The sequence below is a fragment of the Zestomonas insulae genome (assembly GCF_016901015.1).
Classification (GTDB): Bacteria; Pseudomonadota; Gammaproteobacteria; order Pseudomonadales; family Pseudomonadaceae; genus Aquipseudomonas; species Aquipseudomonas insulae.
Genome location: NZ_JAFEUP010000001.1, coordinates 1,137,350 through 1,160,135, shown reverse-complemented (window position 1 = coordinate 1,160,135; position 22,786 = coordinate 1,137,350). Strand labels below are relative to the sequence as shown.

Here is a 22,786-nt window from a genome sequence, read left to right as displayed (position 1 = left end):
CTGTACAAGATTTAATTCGTGTACAGGATTTGTCCAAGTAGTGCGTGCGGCACAAGCGGGGCGGACTCGCCGCACGGCGAGCCAGCTGATCAGGCGGGGAAGTGGCTTACTGCAGGTGTTCGAGCAGGCGCCGCGCGGCCTCCTGGCCACTCAGCCAGGCGCCTTCGACGCGCCCGGACAGGCACCAGTCGCCGCAGGCGTACAAGCCCAGGTCGGCATCGGCGAGCACGCCCCACTGGTGTGCCTGGGCCGGGCGCGCGTACAGCCAGCGGTGCGCCAGGCTGAACGCCGGGGCCGGCACCGCGCAGCCGATCAGTTCGGCGAAGGCGCCGTGCAGTTGCTCGATGACCTGCTCCTTGGGCAGGTCGAGGTGTTCCTTGCTCCAGCTGCTGCTGGCATGCAGCACCCAGGTGTCCAACTTGCCGTCGCGGCCGGGTTTGGAGCGGTTGCGCGCCAGCCAGCTGAGCGGGCTGTCCTGCACGAAGCAGCCTTCGATCGGTGTATCCAGCGCTTCGTCGAAGCCCAGCGCGACGGCCCAGGTCGGCTCCATCGCCACGCTGGCGGCGGCGCCAGCCAGCTTCGGTGCGGCGGCGAGCAGGGCGGTGGCCTGCGGCGCCGGGGTGGCGATGATCACCTGGCTGAACGGGCCGTATACCTGGCCTTCGGTGTCCTGCAGTTGCCAGTGCTGCTGACCGCGGAACACCTCGCTGATGCGGCAACCGAAGTTCACCGGCAAGGCGCCGACCAGCGCGCGGGTGATCGAACTCATACGCGGCGTGCCGACCCAGCGGGTCTGCTCGTCCGGCGAGTAGCTCAGCTGCCCGGCGCTGTAGTTGTACAGATTGGGGGTCCACTCGGCGACCCAGCCGCGGGCCTGCCAGCGCTGCACTGCTTCGAGGAAACGCCGGTCGCGGGCGGTGAAATATTGCGCGCCGAGGTCGAGCGAGCCGGCGTCGCTGCGCTTGCTGGCCAGGCGTCCGCCGCTGCCGTGGCTCTTGTCGAACAGCTGCACGGCCTGGCCAGCAGCAGTGAGGCAATCAGCGGCAGAAAGGCCGGCAAGGCCGGTCCCGATAATGGCAATGGTCGAACTCATGGTCTACCTCGTTACCTTCGGCTCCAGGCTACTTTCTTAGACAGGTGGCGGGCGGGCGAGTTGTCCGGGTTGGCTGACATTCCGCGCGAGCTGTCGCTAATAATTCTGGACGTCGGGTCGCTCAAAAAAAGGCACGTCGCGTTTCGATGAACCACGCTTGCCTTGTATTCAGACTAGGTCATGCGAGGAGGGTGCCATGCATATCTTGTTGACCGGCGGAACCGGCCTGATCGGTCGCGCGCTGTGCCGCCTGTGGCTGGCGCAGGGTCATCAGCTGACGGTGTGGAGCCGTCGCCCGCAACGGGTGGCCAGCCTGTGTGGCGCGGCGGTGCGTGGCATCGGCCGGCTCGACGAGCTGGGCGACGAGCCGCTCGACGCGGTGATCAACCTGGCCGGCGCGCCCATCGCCGACCGGCCCTGGACGCACAAGCGCAAGGCGCTGCTGTGGGCCAGCCGGATCACCCTCACCGAGCAACTGCTGGCCTGGCTGGAGGCGCGCGAGCAGCGCCCGGCGGTACTGATTTCCGGCTCGGCGGTCGGCTGGTACGGCGATGGCGGCGAGCGCGAACTGACCGAAGGTATGCCGCCGGTGCACGAGGATTTCGCCAGCCAGCTGTGTGTCGCCTGGGAAGAAACCGCCCAACGCGCGAGCAGCCTGGGTATCCGCGTGGTGCTGCTACGCACCGGTCTGGTGCTGGCGCGGGACGGCGGCTTTCTCAAGCGCCTGCTGCCGCCGTTCCGCCTCGGCCTCGGCGGACCGCTCGGCAATGGTCGGCAATGGATGCCGTGGATTCACCTCGACGACGAAATTGCGGCAATCGATTTTCTCCTGCGCCATGAGGGCGCCGAGGGTCCCTATAATGCGTGCGCGCCGCAGCCGGCCCGCAACAAGGCATTTGCCCGGGCACTGGGGCGCGCGGTGCGCCGCCCGGCGTTGCTGCCGGTGCCCGAGCTGGCCCTGCGCATCAGCCTCGGCGAGCTGGCCGGGCTGTTGCTCGGCAGCCAGCGGGCGACGCCGCAGCGCCTCGAAGAGGCCGGCTTCATCTTTCACTACAGCGATTTGGACCGGGCCTTCAGCCATTTGCTGGCCCGCCACGACTAGGACCACGCATGACCGACCACGCTCTGCTGCTCGTCAACCTGGGTTCGCCTGCTTCCACCGACGTCGCCGACGTGCGTGGCTATCTCGACCAGTTCCTCATGGACCCTTACGTGGTCGATCTGCCCTGGCCGCTGCGGCGCCTGCTGGTGTCGCTGATCCTCATCAAGCGCCCGGCGCAATCGGCGCATGCCTACGCGTCGATCTGGTGGCCGGAAGGCTCACCGCTGATCGTCATCAGCCGGCAGCTGCAGGACACCATGTGCGCACACTGGCCGCACGGTCCGGTCGAGCTGGCCATGCGCTACGGCGAGCCGTCGATCGAGGCGGCGCTGCTCGGCCTGGCCGCGCAGGGCGTCCAGCGCGTCACCTTGGCGCCGCTGTATCCGCAGTTCGCCGAGAGCACCACCACCACCGCGATCGCGGAGGCGCGCCGGGTCATCGCGGCGCACGGCCTGGGCCTCGAGGTGCGCGTGCTGGCGCCGTTCTACGATCAGCCGGAGTACCTCGACGCCCTTGCGGCGAGTGCGCGGCCGTACCTGGCGCAGGACTTCGACCACCTGCTGCTGAGCTTCCACGGCCTGCCCGAGCGGCACATCCGCAAGCTGGTCAAGCCGCTCGACCCGCAGCATGACCTGCGCGCCGCGGACAGCCGCGGGGTGCGTGCCGAGGTGCTGGCGCGCTGTTACCGCAGTCAGTGCCTGCGCACCGCCGAGGCGTTCGCCGAGCGCGTCGGCCTGCGCCCGGAGCAGTGGTCGGTGTCGTTCCAGTCGCGCCTGGGGAGTGACAAGTGGATCGAGCCCTACACCGAGACGCGTCTAGACGAGCTGGCGCAGCAGGGCGTGAAGAAGCTGCTGGTGATGTGCCCGGCGTTCGTCGCCGACTGCATCGAGACCCTCGAGGAGATCGGCATGCGCGGCAGCGAGCAGTTCGAGGCGGCCGGTGGCGAGCAGTTGCAGCTGGTGCCCTGCCTGAACAACCAGGAGCAGTGGGCGGCGGCCCTGGCGCAACTGGCCGAGCGGGCCGATGGCCGCTTGTAACCTGCAGTGACATTTGCACCAGGGCAGCGCGTGGATTCAATCCGCTGATAATCCCTAAGAGCGATTCTAAGTATTGGTGATGTAGGCCTAAGCTGATAGCGACTTTCAACCGCTACGTCTCGTGCAAGCGGGGCGAGGAGTGCCTATGAACAATAACAACAGCGCCTACCCCTCGAACCTGACGGCCTGGACCACCGTGAGCATCCTCATGGTCGCCTACGTGCTGTCCTTCATCGATCGGCAGATCCTCAACCTGCTGGTTGGCCCGATCCGTCGCGATCTGGTGATCAGCGACACGCAGATGAGCCTGCTGATGGGCCTGTCGTTCGCCCTGTTCTACACGGTGTGCGGCATCCCGCTCGGGCGTCTGGCCGATACCAAGAGCCGCCGTGGGCTGATCGCCGTCGGCGTGCTGTTCTGGAGTATCGCCACCGCCGCCTGCGGCATGGCGCGCCAGTACTGGCAATTCCTGTTCTGCCGCATTGGCGTGGGTGTCGGTGAGGCCGCGCTGTCGCCAGCGGCCTATTCGCTGATCGCCGACAGCTTCCCGCCGCAGCGCCGCGCCACCGCGATGGCGGTGTACGGCATGGGCGTGTACATCGGCTCCGGCATCGCCTTCCTGCTCGGCGGCCTGGTGATCAAGTTCGCCTCGGCGCAGGGTGATCTGATGCTGCCGATCGTCGGTGAAGTGCGTCCCTGGCAGCTGATCTTCCTGATCCTCGGTGCGGCCGGCGTGCTGTTCACCTTGCTGATGCTGGCCATTCGCGAACCGACGCGCAAAGGCGTGGGTGCCGGAGTGGAAGTGCCGCTGGTTGAAGTCGGCCGTTACATCCGCAGCAACCGTCGCACCGTGCTGTGCCACAACCTCGGCTTCGCCGGCCTGGCCTTCGCCGGCTACGGCAGCGCCGCCTGGCTACCGTCGTTTTTCGTACGCACCTACGGCTGGGACGCCGGCCATATCGGCATCGTCTACGGCAGTATCGTCGCGGTGTTCGGTTGCCTCGGCATCGTCATCGGTGGGCGCCTGGCGGACTGGATGGCCAAGCGTGGCCGCCGTGACGCCAACATGCGTGTCGGCCTGATTGCGGCAATCGGCGCGCTGCCTTCGGTGCTGCTCTTCCCGCTCGCCGAAACCGGCAACATGGCCGCGCTGATGCTGGTGCCTTCGGTGCTGTTCCTCAGCATGCCGTTCGGCGTGGCGCCGGCGGCGATTCAGGAAATCATGCCCAACTCGATGCGCGGCCAGGCCTCGGCGATCTACCTGTTTGTCATCACCATGATTGGCCTGGGTATCGGCCCAACCGCGGTGGCGCTGGTCACCGACTTCGTGTTCGGCGACGACAATGCGCTGCGTTATTCGCTGCTCATCGTCACCAGTGTCGCGGTGGTGATCTCGATCGTGTTGCTGGCCAAGGGCCTGCGGCCGTATCGCGAGAGCCTGGAACGCTTGGAACAGTGGAAGGCGCCGAGCGCCGAGGGGACGGTGCAGACCATGCAGAGTGCACCGGCGAACTAAGTCGACTGATACGAAAAAGCCCCGCAGATGCGGGGCTTTTTTTATCCGGCTCAGATGTCCGGTGGCGCGTCCGGAGCCTTGTGCTTCCAGGTCTGGTGGCCTGGCAGCAGCAGGTTCAGCGCAATGGCGACGATGGCGCACAGGGCGATGCCCTTGAGGCCGAAGTCGTCCTGGCCGGTGCCGGAGCCGATCAGCATGCCGCCGATACCGAACACCAGGGTCACCGAGACGATCACCAGGTTGCGCGCCTCGGCCAGGTCGACCTGGTGGCGGATCATGGTGTTCAGGCCGACCGCGGCGATCGAGCCGAACAGCAGGCAGAGAATGCCGCCCATCACCGGCACCGGAATGCTCTGCAGCACGGCGCCGAACTTGCCGACGAAGGCCAGGCTGATGGCGAAGATCGCCGCCCAGGTCATGATCTTCGGGTTGTAGTTCTTGGTCAGCATCACCGCGCCGGTGACTTCGGCGTAGGTGGTGTTAGGCGGGCCGCCGAACAGGCCGGCAGCCGAGGTGGCCAGGCCGTCGCCGAGCAGGGTGCGGTGCAGGCCGGGAGTCTTCAGGTAGTTCTTGCCGGTCACGCTACCCACCGCGATCACCCCGCCGATGTGCTCGATGGCCGGCGCCAGAGCTACCGGCACGATGAACAGAATCGCCTGCCAGTTGAACGCCGGGGCGGTGAAGTTGGGCAGCTCCAGCCAGGGCGCGGCGAGGATCTTGGCGGTGTCGACCACGCCGAAGTAGAACGACAGGGCGAAGCCGACCAGCACTCCGGAGATGATCGGCACCAGGCGGAAGATGCCCTTGCCGAACACCGCGACGATGATGGTGGTGAGCAGCGCCGGCATGGAGATCATCAGCGCCGTCTGGTAGTGGATCAGCTCGGCGCCGTCACCACCCTTGCCCATCGCCATGTTGGCGGCGATCGGCGCCATCGCCAGGCCGATGGAGATCACCACCGGACCGATCACCACCGGCGGCAGCAGGCGGTCGATGAAGCCGGTGCCTTTGATCTTCACCGCCAGGCCTAGGAAGGTGTAGACGAACCCCGCGGCGACCACCCCGCCCATGGTCTCGGCCAGACCGAACTGGCCCTTGGCGAGGATGATCGGGGTGATGAAGGCGAAGCTCGAGGCGAGGAACACCGGGACCTGACGGCCGGTGACCAGTTGGAAGAGGAGGGTGCCGAAGCCGGCGGTGAACAACGCGACGTTGGGGTCGAGGCCGGTGATCAGCGGCATCAGCACCAGGGCGCCGAAGGCGACGAAGAGCATCTGCGCACCGGAGATGACTTGCCGCCACAACGGGTCCTTGTATTCATCCATGGATCAGGCGTCCTTCTGCTTGGTGCCGAAAATCTTGTCGCCGGCATCACCGAGGCCGGGAATGATGTAACCGTGTTCGTTGAGGCGTTCGTCGATCGACGCGGTGAAGATCATCACGTCCGGGTGCGCGTCGTTGACCGCCTTGATGCCTTCCGGCGCGGCGACCAGCACCATGGCGCGGATTTCCTTGCTGCCGGCCTTCTTCAGCAGGTCGATGGTGGCGACCAGCGAGCCGCCGGTGGCGAGCATCGGGTCGATGATCAGCGCCAGGCGCTCGTTGATCTCCGGGGCGAGCTTTTCCAGGTAGGTGTGCGCTTCGAGGGTTTCCTCGTTGCGCGCCACGCCGACCGCGCTGACCTTGGCGCCGGGAATCAGGCTGAGCACGCCGTCGAGCATGCCGATGCCGGCGCGCAGGATCGGTACCACGGTGATCTTCTTGCCGGCGATCTTCTCCACCTGCACCGGGCCGGCCCAGCCCTGGATCTCGTAATGTTCGAGCGGCAGGTCGTTGGTCGCCTCGTAGGTGAGCAGGGCGCCCACTTCCTGGGCCAGTTCGCGGAAATTCTTGGTACTGATGTCGGCGCGGCGCATCAGGCCGAGCTTGTGACGGATCAGCGGGTGGCGGATCTCTCGGATGGGCATGGTGGACTCCGGCGGGCGGGCAAAAATTGCCATAGAGTAAAGCATCGGCCATGCCAGGTGACTCGTCGACCGGAGGGTCACGAAAAAAACCTGTCCGCGAGGACAGGCGGTAGTGCCGAACGCCCGCCAAGTCTTGCTCCCGGCGGGCCGGATGCGTACCTTTGCCGACTTTTATCTTGACGCCCCGATCAACTTCTCGGGGGCCCCGTCGCATTGAGAGGAAATGCCATGTCCATCGATCTCGCCCATGTTCGCCAAGTGATGGCGGAAGCCGATTGCCTGTACAGCGAAGACCAGGTCGAAGCGGCCATCGACCAGGTCGCCGGCGCGATCAACGGCGAGCTGGCCGAGCGCAACCCGGTGGTGTTCTGCGTGATGAACGGCGGGCTGATCTTCGCCGGCAAGCTGCTGCCGAAGCTGAGCTTCCCGCTCGAGCTGTCCTACCTGCACGCCACCCGCTACCGCAGCGAAACCACCGGCGGCGAGCTGTTCTGGAAGGCCAAGCCGGAGATTTCCTTCATCGACCGCGACGTGCTGATCATCGATGACATCCTCGACGAGGGTTACACCCTCGGCGCCATCGTCGACTTCTGCCGGCATGCCGGCGCGGCCAACGTGCATGTGGCCGTGCTGATCGACAAGGACCACGACCGCAAGGCGCGTCCGGACCTCAAGGCCGACTACGTCGGGCTGTCCTGCATCGATCGCTACATCTTCGGCTACGGCATGGACTACAAGGGCTACTGGCGCAACGCCCCGGGCATCTACGCGGTCAAGGGCCTGTAAGCGGTGAGCGGCGGCGCCCCGCGCTTTCTCGATCAGGCACTGTTCGCCGAACTGGCGGCGCAGGCGCAGCTCAGCCCGCGCGGTCGCCAGCACCATAACTTCCATGCCATGGAAGAGCCCTGCCACCGCCTGGCGGTCGGCCTGCAGCCGCACACCTATATCGCGCCGCACCGTCACCTGGCCGCCGACAAGGCGGAAACCCTGCTGGTGCTCAGGGGCCGTCTGGGCCTGCTGATGTTCGACGAGGCGGGCAAGGTAAGCGGCCAGCGGCTGCTGGTTGCCGGCGGCGAGTGCGTCGGCGTCGACCTGCCGCCTGGGGTGTTCCACGCCCTGGTGGTGCTCGAGGCGGACAGCCTGCTGTTCGAGTGCAAGGCCGGTCCTTACCGCGCGCTGGGCGCCGGCGAGCAGGCCGACTGGGCGCCGCGCGAGGGCGACCCCGCTGCGCCGACCTACTTGGCGTGGATGCGCGGGCACTTCGTCTGAGCTGCAAAGCCGCGTGCTAGAGTGGCGCGCCGTTCGTTGTCCGGAGATGTTCATGTCTGTTTCTCGCGCCGCGCTTGCCGCCATCCTGCTGTTGCTCAGTGCCTCGCTGAGCGCCGCCGAGCCACGGCCGCTGCACAGCCAGTTCCTGCCGCCGGACGACCTGGGCCTGCGTCAGGAACAGCCGCAGCTGCAGCAACTGATCCAGATCACCGAGTTTGCGGTGGTCGCCGGCAGCCAGCGCCAGTCCGACCAGCAGCCGATCCCGATCAGCTCGCCGCTGCTGCTGCGTCTGAAGGGCAAGCCGCTCAGCCAGGGTGCCAATGTCAGCCAGGTGATCGTGCACTTCGACGGCGAGAGCAAGAGCCTGAAGAAGCCCAGCTACGATGCCGCCAAGCGCGTGCTGACGCTCACCTATCCGCTGGATCAGTACCCGGTACTGGTCGATCTGCTGCGCCACGGCCCGGTGTACTGCCAGTTCCTCAGCTACCCCAACGGCCACGTCTGGGCCGACCTGCACACCGGCGCGCAGCGCGTGCGTTGAGCCGCGAGGCGGCGCGGTTGTACACTGCCGCCCCCGAGATGTCCGCTTGGTTGTGGAGTGAGCGATGCGTAAAGACAAGAAACAGGTGATTGGCGAAGAGATCGGCGACGAGCAGATCAAGCTGTTCCTCGCGGTAGAACCGGCTGACGCCACGCCGCCGTCGCTGCACAAGCTGATCAAGGCCTACCGCGGCCTGCGCGTCGACGACTTCGAGCGCTTCGTGGCGTTCTTCGTCGCCGCCGGCTACGACCTCGACGCCAAGGATGACAAGGGCCAGGACTTCGTCGCCCTGATCCGCGACCAGCGTCAGGCGCCGCCCTATATCGAGGTGATCGAAGCCGCCCGCGGCTAAGCTCCAATCGATGTAAAAAGCCCGCGCCAGAGCGCGGGCTTTTTCATTTCCGGCTTCTAAACTGGGCCTTTCAGCTCAAGTGATGCCGGGAGTGTTCCATGCAAGTGCAACCCTATCTGTTCTTCAACGGCCGCTGCGAAGAAGCGCTGGCGTTCTACGGTCAGGCCATCGGCGCGCAGACCACCTTCCTGATGCGCTTCAAGGAGGCGCCGGACATGCCGCCGAGCAACGAGTGCGGCAACATCGGCCCCGAACACATCATGCACGCCAACCTGACCATCGGCAGCACCCAGGTCATGGCCTCCGATGGCGCCAGTCCGGACGCGCCGGGCTTCCGCGGCTTCAGCCTGTCGGTGACGGCGGCGAACCCGGCGGAGGCGGAGCAGGCCTTCAACGCGCTGCTCGACGGTGGCCAGGTGGTGATGCCGTTGCAGGAGACCTTCTGGGCGAAGGCGTTCGGCATGCTGGTCGACCGCTTCGGCGTGCACTGGATGGTCAACTGCGAGAAGTGAATCGACAGGCAGAAAAAAACCGCCCCGAGGGGCGGTTTTTTGTGGGCGGCGCGGGCGTCAGACGCTCGGCTCGGCCACCGGGGTCTTGCTGGCCAGTTGCAGCAGCGCGTCGCTGCGGCTGCTGACTTCGCGGTACAGCGCGGCATCGCTCTGCAGCACCTTTTCGCGGGCCGGGAAGATTTCCGCCAGCTTGGCAGTCCAGGCGCCGTTGCGACCGGTGAAGCAGCGCTCGATCAGCTCGAGCATGATCGACACGGTCACCGAAGCACCCGGCGAGGCGCCGAGCAGGGCGGCAATCGAGCCGTCGCCGGCGGCCACCAGTTCGGTACCGAACTGCAGGATGCCGCCTTTCTGCGGGTCCTTCTTGATGATCTGCACGCGCTGGCCGGCGATTTCCAGGCGCCAGTCTTCGCTCTTCACTTCCGGATAGAACTTGCGCAGGGCGTCCAGGCGCTGGTCCTGGGACTGCATCACTTCCTTGATCAGGTAGCGGGTCAGGTCCATGTTGTCGCGCGCCACGGCGAGCATCGGGCCGAGGTTGCCCGGACGCACCGAGAGCGGCAGGTCGAGGAACGAGCCGTGCTTGAGGAACTTGGTGGTGAAGCCTGCGTAGGGTCCGAACAGCAGGGATTTCTTGCCGTCGACCACGCGAGTGTCGAGGTGCGGCACCGACATCGGTGGCGCGCCGACTTCGGCCTGGCTGTAGACCTTGGCTTCATGCTTCTCGACGATCGCCGGATCGTCGCAGCGCAGCCACTGACCGCTCACCGGGAAGCCGCCGAAGCCTTTGCCTTCCGGGATGCCGGACAGTTGCAGGAGCGGCAGCGCGCCGCCGCCGGCGCCGAGGAACACGAAGCGCGCCTGCACTTCACGGTCCGCGCCGTTCTGGGTGTCCTTGATGCTCACGCGCCAGCCGTCGGCGTTGCGCTTGAGGTCGGTGACCTTCTGGTTGCAGGTGACGGTGGCGTCGCCCTGCTGCGCGAGGTAACCGAGCAGTTGGCTGGTCAGCGCGCCGAAGTTGACGTCGGTACCACCGAGCACGCGGGTTGCGGCGATCTGCTCGTCGGCCTGGCGGCCTTGCATCATCAGCGGCATCCACTCGGCCATGGTGGCCTTGTCTTCGGTGTATTCCATGTCGGCGAAGGCGTGGTGCTGGCGCATCGCCTCAAAACGGGTCTTGAGGAAGCCGATGTCCTTGGCGCCGCGGACAAAGCTCAGGTGCGGGATCGGGTTGATGAAGTTGCGCGGCGAACCGAACGAACCCTTGGCCACCAGGTACGACCAGAACTGCTTCGACACCTCGAACTGGGTGTTGATGTGCACGGCCTTCTTGATGTCCACCGCGCCGTCGGCGGCTTGTGGCGTGTAGTTCAGCTCGCACAGGCCGGCGTGGCCGGTACCGGCGTTGTTCCACGGGTTCGAGCTTTCGACGGCACCGGACTCCTGCAGCTCGACGATCTCCAGCTTGAGGCTGGGGTCGAGTTCTTTCAGCAGGACGGCCAGGGTGGCACTCATGATGCCGGCGCCGACCAGCAGGGCATCGACGGTTTGAATTTCGTTTTGCGCCATTAACGCTTCTCCAAGATCTGCAGCACTAGGTTATCGGCACGAGGCCTTGAACGACGGTCAATGCCGGGTGCGGAATTGCCGGAAGTGTTGTGAACCAGGGGGAGGGCTACTGATAGCGCACTGTTCAGACGCAAAACTGTTCATTTTTTCGCCACACTCTTGTGAAGTTTTACAACCCGTTTTTTCACGCTCTTTTGGAGTCGTGAACCTCAGAAATCGTGCTCGGCCGATGTGCTGTCGAGAACTCGAGGTGGCGTGGTTCGCCGGGAGGGGACAGAGCGCAGCGGTAGAGGCGGCACGAAGTGGGCGGCTCTCTGTGGGCGAAGCGGCCTGCTGCAGAGCGCATCAGGCGGGGTGCGGGGCCCGATCAGGAGACGTCCTTATAATCGGGGCGCGATTATAACGGCGAAACGGCGAGAGTTGGGCGTTTCTTTTGTCTAATAGGGCGTTCAGGCGGCCAAGTCGCGGGTGCCCGCGCAGCCGTCGAGACGGGCATCGGCGGGCAGTGGCTGTTGCAGCCAGGACGGGCGACAGGCGCGCACTTCCACCCAGCCTGCTTCGCTCGGCGCCCGGTGCGCCTGGCGGAGGGCGCGGCACACACCTTGCGCGTCGAGTAGGGCGAAGTGGCGCAGCGGTTGGCGTTGGAACAGCAGGGCGAGCATCGACATGGGGCACCGGTAGCGGGAAGTCGCCGCCATTAGCGCATGGCCAAATGACAGCGGAGTGACAGGAACCCGCATGGCACGGGGCGTGTCGAAGTAGAGAGCCTGACGATGGCGGGTCGGGCTGGTTATACTGCCGCCACTTTTTTTCGCGTCCCATCCCTGTCCGGAGAGATGAACATGCTGCATCGCCTGTTGCTTGGTTTGATCGCTGTCACCAGCCTGACCCTGGGCGGTTGCGCCCTCAGCCCGCAACAACTGAGCCCGCAACCCAAGCTGAACAACAACTTCACCGCCGTCGGCCAGGGTCAGCCGGTGGTGGTGCGCGTGGTCGACGGCCGTCCGTCGCCGGTGCTCGGCACCCGTGGCGGCCTGTACTCGGAGACCAGCAACATCAGCGTCGCCAGCGCCGACATCGTGCCGAAGCTGCAGGCCCAGGCCGAAGCGGCGGTGCGCCTGCTCGGCTTCACCCCGACGCCGAACGCCTACAACGCGCCGCAGCTGACCATCACCCTGGCCGAGCTGAAATACCAGTCGCCGAAGGACAGCACCTACGTCACCGAGGCGGACATCAGCGCGTCGTTCCGCGCCGACGTGCAGAACGCCAGTGGGCGTTACAGCGGTCGCTACGGCGCCTCGCTGAACCAGCGCTTCGGCAGCGCGCCGAACCAGCAGACCAACACCAAGCTGGTCAGCGACGTGCTTAGCGATGCGCTGACCCGCACCTTCAAGGATCCGACCATCGCGCAGAAGCTCGCGCAGCAGTAAGACGATCCTCGCGAATCAAGCCCGGCCAGTCCGGGCTTTTTTCTGCCCGGCGTACGGCGCGCCGGTTCAGGCGCTTTCGCCGTAGAGCAGCGGCCGGCCGAGGCCGGTGCGCGAGTCGCGGTCCGGTGCGTCGTGGTAAGGGTGGTCGCCGAGTGCGCAGTAGACCAGCCACTCGCGGTCCTGCGCGTTGAAGGTCAGGGCGTCGACCAGCGCGAGTTGCTCGTCGCTGTGGTCGAGGCGGTACAGCGGATCGACGGTGTGGGCATGCAGCATGGCGCGCTCCGGCAAAGGGCAGGGGCGGGCAGCATCGCCGCCGCAGTTGACGCCGGCGTGACAGCGGCCTGGCATTCGTCGGAAAGCCTCATCCGGCGCGCGGTGCTTCGGTAGACTTCGCGCCGCCGGCTTCGCCGGAACCTTCCATCCCTTTCTCGTCTTGTCGTGGTAGCGCGGTACTCGCCGTTTTACCCTGAGCGGAGTTGATGATGTCGCTGCAGGTGCTGTGGACCCTCGTGCAAACCTATCCCGCCCAAGTGGTGAACGGTCTGGCGCTGTTCTTCGCGCTGGCCGGAAGCTGGCTGCTGCTCGCCACCCGCCTGCGCGAGCGCCGCGCCCTGGCGCGTCTGGCGGCGGAAACCCAGCTGGCCGAACTGGAAGCCGACAGCCTGCCGCTCGACGAGCGCACCCTGCGCATCAACCGCTTCTTTGTGGTGTTCGGCTGGGCCTGTCTGGCCTCGGCGCTGCTGGTTTCCTGGCTGAGCACGCAGCTCTGAGCGGCCGCTAGGACGCAAACGAAAACGGCGACCCGCGGGTCGCCGTTTTGCTGTCTGCCGGAAACGCGCTACAGCTCCAGGCCGGCCTTGAGGCGGTACTGGTTCCGCACCGGCGTGGCGTACTGCAGGATCAGGTAGGGGCGCTGCTCGACCGGGCAGGCGTCCAGGCGGCGCTGCCACTCGCGGCGCGCGGTGGCCAGTTCCTCGGCGGAGAACAGCTGCTCGGCCTGTGGCACGTTGAGCGCCGCGTCGCGCTGCTCCCACTGGGCGTAGGCCAGGTAGTGCACCGGGAACAGCCGGTAGCTGCCGAGAATCTGCTGGTCGACGTCCTGGGCCAGTTGCTTGGCATCGCTGGCCGGCTCGCCGATCGGCGGACAGAAGCTCACGTGCACGCGACCTTTGTAGCCGGTGATGCCGAGCGCGATGCTCTGGTCATCCTCGCCCGCCGACTTGGTGTAGCTGCCGGTGCTGGCGCGGATGTACAGCTCGCGGGCCTTGGCCTGATCGCAGGGGTCGTACTCGTAGCTGATCGACACCGGGGTCAGCTGCAGATCGCGGATCACCTCGGCGAACGGCTCGTCCTTGCGGCACATGTGGAACATCTTGAGGATCGCCGAGTCGGTGCGGTCGTCACCGTCCTTGGCGCGGCCCTCGGCCTGGGCGATCCACACCGATTCGCGGTCGTTGCGCACCGAATGACTGATGTACGCCGACAGCAACTGGAACGCCGCCAGTTTTTCGCGCCGGTTGCTCAGCGAGCGGTGCACGATGAAGCTCTTGTTGAGGCGCATCAGGTCGCCAACGAAGGGCTTCTGCAGCAGGTTGTCGCCGATGGCGATGCGCGGGGTCGGCAGGCCGGCGTGGTACACCGCGTAGTTGACGAACGCCGGGTCCATGACGATATCGCGGTGGTTGGCGAGGAACAGGTAGGCGCTGCCGGCCTGCAGTCGCTCGACGCCGGAATAGGTCACGCCGTCGGTGGCACGCTCGATGGTGCTGTCGACGTAGGGCTCGACCTTGTCCTGCAGCTTGGCCACCGAATCGATGCCGCGGAATTCGCTGCGCAGCCGATGCGCTATAAGTGGTTTAAGCAGTTTGCCGAGCGGGCCGGACAGGCGCGGGTAACGGAAGTGGGTGATGATCTCGAGAAAGGCCGGGTCCGCCGCCAGGCGCGCCAGCACGGCGGGCACCTCGGCGTCGGCGTAGGGTCGGATGGCGTCGAATTCGCCCATCATGTGCTCTTGTAGTGGTGAGGTGGAGAGGGAGCTAGCCGCGTGCGGCGGGGTCGAAAATAGACCGGCGAGTATACGCCAAAGTCACATCGGGAGACCGCGATGCTGGAAGGTCAGGAGTATCAGTGCCCCTACTGCGGCGAGTGGGTCGAGGCCTCGCTCGACCTCTCCGCGGGCGACCAGACCTACATCGAGGACTGCCCGGTGTGCTGCCGGCCGATCGTTTTCGACCTGCGCACTGACGGCGAGAGCTGGACCCTGGACGTGCGCACGGAGAACGACTGATGCAGCGAATCTACGAGCCGCAGGACCTGATCGAGGCCGAGATGTTGCGCAACATGCTGGCCAGCGAAGGCATCGAGGCGCACCTCACCGGCAACCACCTGCTCGGCGCCATCGGCGAGGTGCCGGTGCATGGCCTGCTCGGCCTGCTGGTGGAAAACCACCAGGCCAGCCAGGCGCGCGAGCTGATCGCCGAGTACAATGCCGCGCAGCCGCTGCCGGGCGACGAGCCGGACAGCTACCCCGGCGTGCTGCTCTGCTGAGCCCATTCCCTTCGTCCGTCCTGCCTCGGCAGCTCGCGGGCGCCTGAACCAGGTTGTATACCCCATGTGTGGACGTTATGCGCTGTTCCGCTGGTCGCCAAGCTTTGCGGCGCTGCCGGGTTTTCCCGCCGATCAGGCTCCGCGCTGGAACATCGCCCCGCACAGCCAGGTTCTGCTGCTGCGCGCTGTGGATGGCGAACTGCGCGCCGACCGCGCGCGCTGGGGGCTGACCCCGGCCTGGCTCACCGATCTCACCAAGACCCCGGCGCAGGCGCGCGCCGAGACCCTCGCCGAACAGCCGATGTTTCGTGAGCCGCTGCGCCTGCGCCGCGGCCTGCTGCCGGCCAACGGCTTCTACGAGTGGCGCGGTACGCAGCGCAAACGGCCGTACTGGATGACCGGCGAAGGCTCGCTGGTGCATTTCGCTGCGTTGTGGGAGGAGTACCCGGTGGGCGACGTGCGCTACCTGAGCGTCGCGCTGATCACCCAGCCGGTGGCCAACCAGCGCCGTCCGCTGATCCTCGATGAGGCGGCGCAGGCCGTCTGGCTGGCGCCCGACACCCCGCTGGACACTCTGCAGGGACTGCTCGCCGGCAGCGCGCCACCGCTGCGCGAACGTCCGCTGGCCACGCTGGTCAACGATCCGGCGCTGGATGCCCCGGAATGCCTGACGCCCGCCTGAGGGCGGGCGTCCTACGCTAGCCCGGCGCCTGGTTAGACGCGGAACTGGTTGATCAGGCGGCGCTGCTGCTCGGCCAGCTTGGTCAGCTCGGCGCTGGCGTCGCTGGCTTCGTTGGCGCCACTGGCGACCTGGTTGGCGACCTGGCCAATGGTCACCACGTTGCGGTTGAGGTCCTCGGCCACCGCGCTCTGCTGCTCGGCGGCGCTGGCGATCTGGGTGTTCATGTCGTTGATCACCGACACCGCCTGGGTGATCGACTCCAGTGCATGGGCCGCCTCGGTGGCTTGCTGCACGCTGTTGTCGGTCTTGCTCTGGCTGTCCTCCATGACCTTGACCACTTCGCGCGTGCCGTTCTGCAGTTGCTGGATCATGGTCTGGATTTCTTCGGTGGCCTGCTGGGTCTTCTGCGCCAGGTTGCGCACCTCGTCGGCCACCACCGCGAAGCCGCGACCCTGCTCGCCGGCGCGCGCCGCTTCGATGGCGGCGTTGAGCGCCAGCAGGTTGGTCTGTTCGGCGATGCCGCGAATGGCGACCAGGATGGCGTTGATGTTCTCGCTGTCCTTGGCCAGGGTCTGCACCACGCCGACCGCGCGGCCGATCTCGCCGGCCAGCGCGCTGATCGCCTGGGCGGTGCCCTGTACGGTGCGCTTGCCGTGGTTGGCGGCCTGGTCGGCGTGGCTGGCGGCCTCGGCGGCCATGCTCGCGTTGCGCGCCACGTCCTGGGCGGTGGCGGTCATCTCGTGCACCGCGGTGGCGACCAGTTCGATCTCCGCCAGCTGCTTCTGCACGCCCTGGTTGGTGCGAATGGCGATGTCCGCGGTGTGCTCGGAGGAATCGCTGACCTTCTGCACCGAGGCGACCACCTGGCCGATCATGCTCTGCAGCTTGCCGAGGAAACTGTTGAAGCCGGTGGCGATCGAGCCCAGCTCGTCGGCGCGGTCGCTGTGCAGGCGGCGGGTCAGGTCGCCTTCGCCCTGGGCGATGTCGTCGAGCATGGCGACCATCTGCTTCAGTGGGCGGGCGATGCCGTGGCCGACCAGCCAGACCACTGCCAGGCCGAGTGCGGCGATCAGCAGGCCGACCAGGGCCATGCCGGCCACGTCGGCCTGACGCTGGGCGGCGAGCTCGCCCTGGAGTTTCTGCAGGTCACCGAACACTGCTGCTTCCGGCAGTTGCAGCATCAGCGTCCAGCGCGTGTCGCTGCCGGCGACCTGGAACGGCAGGTACAGCTCGATGTGGCCGTGGTCGTGGTCGATGTCGTACTTGACCTGGTCGGCGGCCAATTGCTTGAGGTTCTTCACCTCGTTCTCGTCGAGGATCTGGCTGGCCGGCTCGCCGAGCTTGCTGGCGTCCTTGGTGTAGGCGACCAGGCGACCGTTGGCGGAGATCAGCGCCATCTCGCCGGCGCCGTCATACAGCTTCTGGTCGGCGCCGACCAGCAGGCGCTGGATGAAGTCGAGCGACAGGTCGGCACCGGCGGTGCCCTTGAACTGGCCGTCGACCAGGATCGGCGCGTTGAACGAGGCCAGCAGGGTCATCTTGCCGTTCAGCTCGTAGGGCGCTGGGTCGATCACGCAATTGCGCTTCTGCTGTTTCGGGCACAGGTAGTACTCGCCTTCTCGCACCCCGGTGGGCAGCAGCTTCTCGCTTTCCAGGGTCTCGCCAAGCGGTTCGACCACCGGCGTGCCGGCGTCATTGCGATGCCACCAGGGCATGAAGCGGCCCTGCGCGTCATGGCCGGGCTGGCCGATGTGATCGGCGTCAGTGCCGGCGAAGGCGTTCGGCTCCCAGGCCACATAGGCATCCAGCAGCTTGCTGTTGGCCGCCAGGGTCTGCTGCAGCAGGTTGGAGATTTCGCCGCGGCTGGCTGCCAGTTGCAGGGCGCCATTGGCGTCGGTCTGGCCGAGCAGCACGTTGGCCTGCGCCAGTTGCGCGGCTAGGGTCATCGGGTATTCCAGCTCGCGCTGGATCTCGCCGACCTGGGCGCGGGCCAGGGCGGCGAGGCGTTCCTTGATCACCTGGCCGAGCAGGTCCTGGGTGCGCTCCTGGACCAGCGCCTGGGTGCGCGCGCCGGCGAACAGCGAATACAGCACCAGCGCGGCGACGACGGCGAGGACACTGGCGCCGGCGAGAGCGGCGACGGAAAATTGGATCGATTTGAGTTTCATGCGGGCACTCCCCACGCGTGAAGACGATACTGGTTCTCGCTTATCGGCAGACCGGCAAAAAATCTTCAGCGTCACGGGTGCAAATCGGCATGCCGTTGGTCTATTGATACGGGCGTCCCAGCGGTCGCCCTCCACGCACGTGAAAGAGTTCTATCAGGAGAGGCACCATGATCTCGTTGTTTCGTCTCGGCGGACTGACCGCCGCTGTGCTGCTGGCGGGATGCCAGGCCGTCAACACTACCAGTGGCGGCGCAGTGGGCGTCGAGCGCAAGCAGTACATGTTCAGCATGCTGTCGACCGAGCAGGTCAACCAGATGTATGCGCAGTCCTACCAGCAGACGCTCAGTGAGGCGTCGAGCAAGGGCCAGCTGGACAAGAGCAGCAGCAACGCCAAGCGGGTCAACACCGTGGCGCAGCGGCTGATCGCCCAGGCGCCGATCTTCCGTCCGGATGCCGCGCAGTGGGACTGGCAGGTCAACCTGGTGGACAGCGACGAGGTCAACGCCAACTGCGGCCCGGGCGGCAAGATCATCGTCTACAGCGGCCTGATCGATAAGCTCAAGCTCACCGACGACGAGCTCGCTGCGGTGATGGGCCACGAAATCGCCCACGCCCTGCGCGAGCATGGCCGCGAGGCGATGTCACGGGCCTATGCGCAGCAGATGGGTGTGGGCATCGGCAGCGCGCTGCTCGGCATCGGCCAGGGTGGCGCCGACTTGGCCAATCAGGTGGTGGAGTACAGCCTGACCCTGCCGAACAGCCGCGGCAACGAGAACGAGGCCGACCTGATCGGCCTGGAACTGTCGGCGCGCGCCGGCTACAACCCCAACGCCGCGCTGACCCTGTGGCAGAAGATGGGCCAGGCCGGCGGCAGTGCGCCACCGGAACTGCTCAGCACTCACCCGTCGGACAGCACGCGCATGGCTAACCTGCAGGCGGCGATTCCCAAGGTCATGCCGCTCTACGAACAAGCCCGCAAGTGATTCGGCTGGTGTCGCCGAAAGCCGCGTCCTAGACTGTCCGCCGATGTTCTTCCATGACAAGGAGGCGTTGTGAAGATTGCCGTACTCGGGGGCACCGGCCTGCTCGGCCACCATGCGGCGCGCGCGGTCCACGCAGCCGGCCACCAGCTGGTGCTGATTCATCGCCCCTCGTCGCGGATCGAGCGGCTGGCCTACCTCGAGCCGGAATGCCGCGCCGCCGAACTGCTCGATCACACCACCCTGACCCAGGCGCTGCGTGGCCTGGACGGGGTGATCTTCTGCGCCGGCTACTATCCGACGCGGCCGCGGCGCTGGCAGGACGACGTGTCCAGTGCGCTGAACCAGAGCAACCATTTCTACGCGGCGTGCCTGGCGGCGCGGCTGCCGCGCATCCTCTACGTCGGTGCGGCGATCTCCCTGCCGCGCCACCCGCAGGGCCTGCCCGGCCACGAGGGGCTGTTCTACGAAGGCATGCCGCAGTGGAAGAACCCCTACCTGCTGTGCAAGTGGGCGCTCGACGAGCAGGCCCGCGAGCAGGCGCGCAGCGGGCTGCCGGTGGTGATCGGGATTCCCGGCATGACCCTTGGCGAGTTCGATGTCGGGCCGAGCACCGGGCGGCTGATCACCGCGATCGCCAGTGGCGAGATGCACCGTTATGTCGACGGGCGGCGCAACCTGATCGACGCCGCGGACGCCGGGCGTGGGCTGCTGCTGGCGCTGGAGAAGGGCCGAATCGGCGAGCGTTACCTGCTCACCGGGCATAACGTCGAAATGAGCGCGCTGACCCGCCGGCTCGCCGAGCTGCTTGGTGTGCCGGCGCCACGGCCGTTGCCCCTGGCACTGGCGCGCCTGTTCGCCGACCTCGGGCGCTGGCGCTACGCGCTGGCCGGCACGCCGCCGAAGCTCAGCGACACGGCGATCGCGGTGATGGCCGGCGGGCAGTTCCTCGATGGCCACAAGGCCCGCGAGGAACTGGGCTTCGTTGCCGACACGCCGCTGGAGGACACGCTGCAGCGGGCCATTCGCTGGTTCCGCGACAACCGGTATCTGTGAGGCGGCGCCGCTAGGGCAGGGCGATTTCCGCGTAGGGCCGGCTGTCCATGCCGAGCTGGGCGCGGAAGCTTTCCATGTCGAACATGGTGCACAGCTCTTCGATTTCGCCGCTGCTGTTGAGGGTCCAGCAGGCCATTGCCGAGATACTCAGCACCTTGTCGCTGACCGGGTAGCCGAGCGCGGATTTTTCGATGGTGCCGATCAGGGTGCTCCAGCTGAACACCTTGTTGCCTTCGGCCAGGCATTCCTCGATCACCACTTCCAGGCCGGGCATGGCCTTGCGGATGTCCACCACCATCTGCACGAAGGCGGCGCTGTTCAGCGGTCGGCCGACGAACGAGCTTTTGTAGAGGAAGGTCTTGCTGTGCATCTGTTCGGCCAGGGCCATACGACCTTTGTTCCAGGTCAGATCGATATGGTGGCGAACTACTTTCTTCATGTCGTCCAGCGTCATGCGTGCTCTCCCTGAGGGCGCCGAAGGAACTGCCCCGCACTCTAGCAGGGCATCCTCGGGAGGCATTGGCCGAAACGCCGGCATGCCGGCGTCAGCCTGACGTCAGAGCCAGCCGCTGAGCTTCATCGCCTCGTAGCCGGCGTACAGCGCCAGCACGGCGAACGCCGCGGCGGCGATGCGGTGGATCAGCGTCAGCGGCAGGCGCTCGGCGGCGAAGTTGCCGGCCAGCACCACCGGCACGTTGGCCAGCATCATGCCCAGCGTGGTGCCGATCACCACCATGGTCAGGTCCGTGTACTGCGCGGCGAGCATCACCGTGGCGACCTGGGTCTTGTCGCCCATCTCGGCGAGGAAGAAGGCGATCAGGGTGGTGAGGAACGGCCCGTAGCGTTTCAGTCGCGAGGCCTCTTCGTCTTCATCGATCTTGTCGGGGATCAGCGTCCACAGCGCCACCGCGGCGAAGCTGGCGGCGAGAATCCAGCTCAGCGTGGCCGCGCCCAGCAGGTTGGCGACGAACGCGCCGACGGCGCCGGCGGCAAAGTGGTTGGCTAGGGTGGCGACCAGCATGCCGGCGATGATCGGCCAGGGCTTGCGGAAGCGGCAGGCGAGCAGGAGGGCGAGCAATTGCGTCTTGTCGCCGATTTCGGCGAGGGCGACGATGCCGGTGGGCACCAGGAGCGATTCGAGCATCAGGGGTTCCAGAGGGGCGGGTCGACTAATCACATATGACACGCACGCCTGCCCACCCCGGGTCAGGTCATGTGTGTCATAGGTCTTGTCAAACCGCGAGCCTGTCTAGGCAGGCTTGGGTCGCACGCGCCATGGTCTGTGGACCAAGTATGTTGACGCGGGCCATACGAGCAGGGCGCTCGTGGGAGACTACTCCCCTAGGACGGGACGCATTGTGCCCAACGCGCCGGCGTTGGGCAACATCTTGCTCACTCGTCGTCGCGCGCCGAGCGCACGTTCATTTCCTCGTAACGGACGAAGCGCGAACCGTTCTTCAACCGGTAGCCCCACCAGATCGCGAGGAACAGCGGCAAGCTGATGTAGGTGGCGACCAGCCCGGCCCAGTCGACGCGTTCGCCGACGAACGCCTGGTAGTTCTGCCCGAGGGTGATCGCCAGGCACAAGCAGAAGGCGAACAGCGGGCCGAACGGGAACCACTTGGCGCGGTAAGGCAGCTCATTGAGGTCGCCGCCCTGCAGGACGAAGCCTTTGCGGAAGCGGTAGTGGGAGATGGCGATGCCCAGCCACACGATGAAGCCGCACATCCCCGAGGTGTTGAGCAGCCAGGTGTACACCGTCTTGTCGCCGACGAAGCTGGTCAGGAAGCACAGCGCACCGATCAGCGTGGTGGCGTACAGCGCGTTGCGCGGCACACCGCTGCGCGACAGGCGGCCGAACAACTGCGGCGCCTTGTTCTGCCGGGCCATGGTGAAGAGCATGCGCGCCGAGGCGTACATGCCGGAGTTGCCGGCCGAGAGGATCGCCGAGAGGATCACCGCGTTCATCACCCCGGCTGCCGCGGCCAGGCCGGCGCGCTCGAACAGCAGGGTGAAGGGCGAGGTGCTGATGTTGTCGCTGCCGGTCTTCAGCAGGCTGGGGTCGGTGTAGGGAATCAGCATGCCGATGACGAAGATCGACAGGATGTAGAACATCAGGATGCGCCAGAACACCTGGCGGATCGCCACCGGGATCGACTTCTGCGGATTCTCCGACTCGCCGGCGGCGACGCCGATCAACTCGGTGCCCTGGAACGAGAAGCCGGCGATCATCGCCACCCCGACCATCGCCTGCAGGCCGCCGACGAAGGGCGCATCGCCGGTGGTGAAGTTGCTGAAACCCGGTGCCTCGATGCCGTGCATGATGCCAAAGATGCTCGCCAGGCCGATGCCGATGAAGATCACCACGGCCACCACCTTGATCAGCGCGAACCAGAACTCGCTCTCGCCGAAGCCCTTCACCGAGAAGAAGTTGAGGGCGAACATCAGCGCCAGGAAGATCGCGCTCCAGTACAGCCCCGGCACATCGGGGAACCAGAAGGTCATCACCAGCTGCGCGGCAACGAGCTCCGCGGCAATGGTCACCGCCCAGTTGTACCAGTAGTTCCAGCCCATGGCGAAGCCGAAGCCTTCGTCGATGAAGCGGCTGCCGTAGGTGCAGAACGAGCCGGAATCGGGAATGTAGGCGGCCAGTTCGCCGAGGCTGGTCATCAGGAAGAACACCATCAGGCCGATCAGCGCGTAGGCCAGCAGCGCGCCGCCGGGACCGGCGGTGGCCACTGTGCTGCCGGAGGCGACGAACAACCCGGTACCGATCGAGCCGCCGATGGCGATCATGTTCAGGTGGCGCGGCTTGAGCGAGCGCTTGAGGTGCTGCGGGGTCTTTTCCGGCGATTTGGCGAACGTCAGTTCGACATCCTTGGTGAGACTTTTCACGGCGATCCTCGACTGGCAGGGCGCGGCAGGGCGCCGATCCTTGGGCTTATGGAGTGTGAGTGCTGACGGC

General features: G+C 66.3%; 26 protein-coding genes and 1 riboswitch. Of the genes, 15 read left to right on the top strand and 11 right to left on the bottom strand.

Features of this window, described 5'->3' with window-relative positions; translation table 11 throughout:
- Positions 1–106 precede the first annotated feature (106 nt).
- On the bottom strand, positions 107–1,093 hold the full coding sequence (locus tag JQX08_RS05590; RefSeq protein ID WP_204915255.1) for an NAD(P)/FAD-dependent oxidoreductase: 987 nt from the start codon (positions 1,091–1,093) through the stop codon (positions 107–109).
- Between the two features lie 196 nt (positions 1,094–1,289).
- Here JQX08_RS05590 and JQX08_RS05585 point away from each other — a divergent pair, with 196 nt between their 5' ends.
- From JQX08_RS05585 to JQX08_RS05575, 3 genes are all read left to right on the top strand, one after another.
- Complete coding sequence (locus JQX08_RS05585; protein WP_204915254.1) at positions 1,290–2,195, top strand: TIGR01777 family oxidoreductase; 906 nt, start codon at positions 1,290–1,292, stop codon at positions 2,193–2,195.
- A gap of 8 nt (positions 2,196–2,203) precedes the next feature.
- A complete protein-coding gene (gene hemH / locus JQX08_RS05580) occupies positions 2,204–3,232 on the top strand; it encodes a ferrochelatase (protein WP_204915253.1) in 1,029 nt (342 codons plus the stop codon).
- 145 nt (positions 3,233–3,377) lie between these two features.
- On the top strand, positions 3,378–4,748 hold the full coding sequence (locus tag JQX08_RS05575; RefSeq protein ID WP_204915252.1) for a spinster family MFS transporter: 1,371 nt from the start codon (positions 3,378–3,380) through the stop codon (positions 4,746–4,748).
- A 50-nt stretch (positions 4,749–4,798) separates the two neighbouring features.
- Here JQX08_RS05575 and JQX08_RS05570 read toward each other — a convergent pair whose 3' ends face one another.
- Complete coding sequence (locus JQX08_RS05570) at positions 4,799–6,073, bottom strand: uracil-xanthine permease family protein (protein WP_204915251.1); 1,275 nt, start codon at positions 6,071–6,073, stop codon at positions 4,799–4,801.
- 3 nt (positions 6,074–6,076) lie between these two features.
- Positions 6,077–6,715 carry a uracil phosphoribosyltransferase gene (gene upp, locus JQX08_RS05565; RefSeq protein ID WP_204915250.1) on the bottom strand — a complete coding sequence of 213 codons (639 nt, stop codon included), beginning with the start codon at positions 6,713–6,715 and terminating at the stop codon, positions 6,077–6,079.
- 228 nt (positions 6,716–6,943) lie between these two features.
- On the opposite strand from upp, the gene JQX08_RS05560 reads away from it, so the two are divergent.
- The 5 genes from JQX08_RS05560 to JQX08_RS05540 all read left to right on the top strand — a co-directional run bounded on the left by JQX08_RS05560 (position 6,944) and on the right by JQX08_RS05540 (position 9,389).
- Positions 6,944–7,501 (top strand): hypoxanthine-guanine phosphoribosyltransferase, encoded by a 558-nt coding sequence (locus JQX08_RS05560; RefSeq protein ID WP_204915249.1) that lies wholly within the window; start codon positions 6,944–6,946, stop codon positions 7,499–7,501.
- 3 nt (positions 7,502–7,504) lie between these two features.
- Positions 7,505–7,984, top strand: coding sequence for a WbuC family cupin fold metalloprotein (locus JQX08_RS05555; protein WP_204915248.1), 480 nt, complete (start codon positions 7,505–7,507; stop codon positions 7,982–7,984).
- 52 nt (positions 7,985–8,036) lie between these two features.
- Complete coding sequence (locus JQX08_RS05550) at positions 8,037–8,525, top strand: hypothetical protein (protein WP_204915247.1); 489 nt, start codon at positions 8,037–8,039, stop codon at positions 8,523–8,525.
- 64 nt (positions 8,526–8,589) lie between these two features.
- Entirely contained in the window at positions 8,590–8,877 is a 288-nt protein-coding gene (locus JQX08_RS05545; protein WP_204915246.1) for a PA4642 family protein, read from the top strand.
- A 98-nt stretch (positions 8,878–8,975) separates the two neighbouring features.
- On the top strand, positions 8,976–9,389 hold the full coding sequence (locus tag JQX08_RS05540; RefSeq protein ID WP_204915245.1) for a VOC family protein: 414 nt from the start codon (positions 8,976–8,978) through the stop codon (positions 9,387–9,389).
- A gap of 57 nt (positions 9,390–9,446) precedes the next feature.
- Here JQX08_RS05540 and mqo read toward each other — a convergent pair whose 3' ends face one another.
- On the bottom strand, positions 9,447–10,958 hold the full coding sequence (gene mqo, locus JQX08_RS05535) for a malate dehydrogenase (quinone) (RefSeq protein WP_204915244.1): 1,512 nt from the start codon (positions 10,956–10,958) through the stop codon (positions 9,447–9,449).
- A 449-nt stretch (positions 10,959–11,407) separates the two neighbouring features.
- Positions 11,408–11,626, bottom strand: a complete 219-nt coding sequence (locus JQX08_RS05530) for a hypothetical protein (protein WP_204915243.1) — start codon at positions 11,624–11,626, stop codon at positions 11,408–11,410.
- A 174-nt stretch (positions 11,627–11,800) separates the two neighbouring features.
- Here JQX08_RS05530 and JQX08_RS05525 point away from each other — a divergent pair, with 174 nt between their 5' ends.
- Positions 11,801–12,388 carry a YajG family lipoprotein gene (locus JQX08_RS05525; RefSeq protein WP_204915242.1) on the top strand — a complete coding sequence of 196 codons (588 nt, stop codon included), beginning with the start codon at positions 11,801–11,803 and terminating at the stop codon, positions 12,386–12,388.
- Between the two features lie 66 nt (positions 12,389–12,454).
- Here JQX08_RS05525 and JQX08_RS05520 read toward each other — a convergent pair whose 3' ends face one another.
- Positions 12,455–12,661, bottom strand: coding sequence for a hypothetical protein (locus tag JQX08_RS05520; protein ID WP_204915241.1), 207 nt, complete (start codon positions 12,659–12,661; stop codon positions 12,455–12,457).
- A 209-nt stretch (positions 12,662–12,870) separates the two neighbouring features.
- Here JQX08_RS05520 and JQX08_RS05515 point away from each other — a divergent pair, with 209 nt between their 5' ends.
- Positions 12,871–13,158: a hypothetical protein gene (locus tag JQX08_RS05515; RefSeq protein ID WP_204915240.1), complete on the top strand. Its 288-nt coding sequence runs from the start codon at positions 12,871–12,873 to the stop codon at positions 13,156–13,158.
- A gap of 68 nt (positions 13,159–13,226) precedes the next feature.
- Here JQX08_RS05515 and JQX08_RS05510 read toward each other — a convergent pair whose 3' ends face one another.
- Positions 13,227–14,390, bottom strand: coding sequence for a 1-acyl-sn-glycerol-3-phosphate acyltransferase (locus JQX08_RS05510; protein WP_430472501.1), 1,164 nt, complete (start codon positions 14,388–14,390; stop codon positions 13,227–13,229).
- Positions 14,391–14,492: 102 nt separating this feature from the next.
- On the opposite strand from JQX08_RS05510, the gene JQX08_RS05505 reads away from it, so the two are divergent.
- The 3 genes from JQX08_RS05505 to JQX08_RS05495 all read left to right on the top strand — a co-directional run bounded on the left by JQX08_RS05505 (position 14,493) and on the right by JQX08_RS05495 (position 15,617).
- On the top strand, positions 14,493–14,675 hold the full coding sequence (locus JQX08_RS05505; protein WP_204915238.1) for a CPXCG motif-containing cysteine-rich protein: 183 nt from the start codon (positions 14,493–14,495) through the stop codon (positions 14,673–14,675).
- Positions 14,675–14,935 carry a putative signal transducing protein gene (locus tag JQX08_RS05500; RefSeq protein ID WP_204915237.1) on the top strand — a complete coding sequence of 87 codons (261 nt, stop codon included), beginning with the start codon at positions 14,675–14,677 and terminating at the stop codon, positions 14,933–14,935. The genes JQX08_RS05505 and JQX08_RS05500 overlap by 1 nt, the downstream gene beginning before the upstream one ends.
- Positions 14,936–14,999: 64 nt before the next feature.
- Positions 15,000–15,617, top strand: coding sequence for an SOS response-associated peptidase (locus JQX08_RS05495; RefSeq protein ID WP_204915236.1), 618 nt, complete (start codon positions 15,000–15,002; stop codon positions 15,615–15,617).
- 32 nt (positions 15,618–15,649) lie between these two features.
- On the opposite strand, the gene JQX08_RS05490 is transcribed toward JQX08_RS05495, so the two are convergent.
- Positions 15,650–17,785 carry a methyl-accepting chemotaxis protein gene (locus JQX08_RS05490; protein ID WP_204915235.1) on the bottom strand — a complete coding sequence of 712 codons (2,136 nt, stop codon included), beginning with the start codon at positions 17,783–17,785 and terminating at the stop codon, positions 15,650–15,652.
- A 167-nt stretch (positions 17,786–17,952) separates the two neighbouring features.
- On the opposite strand from JQX08_RS05490, the gene JQX08_RS05485 reads away from it, so the two are divergent.
- On the top strand, positions 17,953–18,768 hold the full coding sequence (locus JQX08_RS05485) for a M48 family metallopeptidase (protein WP_204915234.1): 816 nt from the start codon (positions 17,953–17,955) through the stop codon (positions 18,766–18,768).
- Between the two features lie 69 nt (positions 18,769–18,837).
- Positions 18,838–19,821, top strand: coding sequence for an NAD-dependent epimerase/dehydratase family protein (locus JQX08_RS05480; protein WP_204915233.1), 984 nt, complete (start codon positions 18,838–18,840; stop codon positions 19,819–19,821).
- A 10-nt stretch (positions 19,822–19,831) separates the two neighbouring features.
- Here the strand turns inward: JQX08_RS05480 and JQX08_RS05475 are convergent, their stop codons facing one another.
- The 3 genes from JQX08_RS05475 to JQX08_RS05465 all read right to left on the bottom strand — a co-directional run bounded on the left by JQX08_RS05475 (position 19,832) and on the right by JQX08_RS05465 (position 22,689).
- A complete protein-coding gene (locus JQX08_RS05475) occupies positions 19,832–20,275 on the bottom strand; it encodes a ketosteroid isomerase-related protein (RefSeq protein WP_204915232.1) in 444 nt (147 codons plus the stop codon).
- Positions 20,276–20,377: 102 nt separating this feature from the next.
- A complete protein-coding gene (locus JQX08_RS05470) occupies positions 20,378–20,965 on the bottom strand; it encodes a TMEM165/GDT1 family protein (RefSeq protein WP_204915231.1) in 588 nt (195 codons plus the stop codon).
- Positions 20,966–21,055: 90 nt separating this feature from the next.
- Positions 21,056–21,175, bottom strand: a riboswitch (yybP-ykoY riboswitch).
- 38 nt (positions 21,176–21,213) lie between these two features.
- Complete coding sequence (locus JQX08_RS05465) at positions 21,214–22,689, bottom strand: amino acid permease (protein ID WP_283246508.1); 1,476 nt, start codon at positions 22,687–22,689, stop codon at positions 21,214–21,216.
- Positions 22,690–22,786 lie beyond the last annotated feature (97 nt).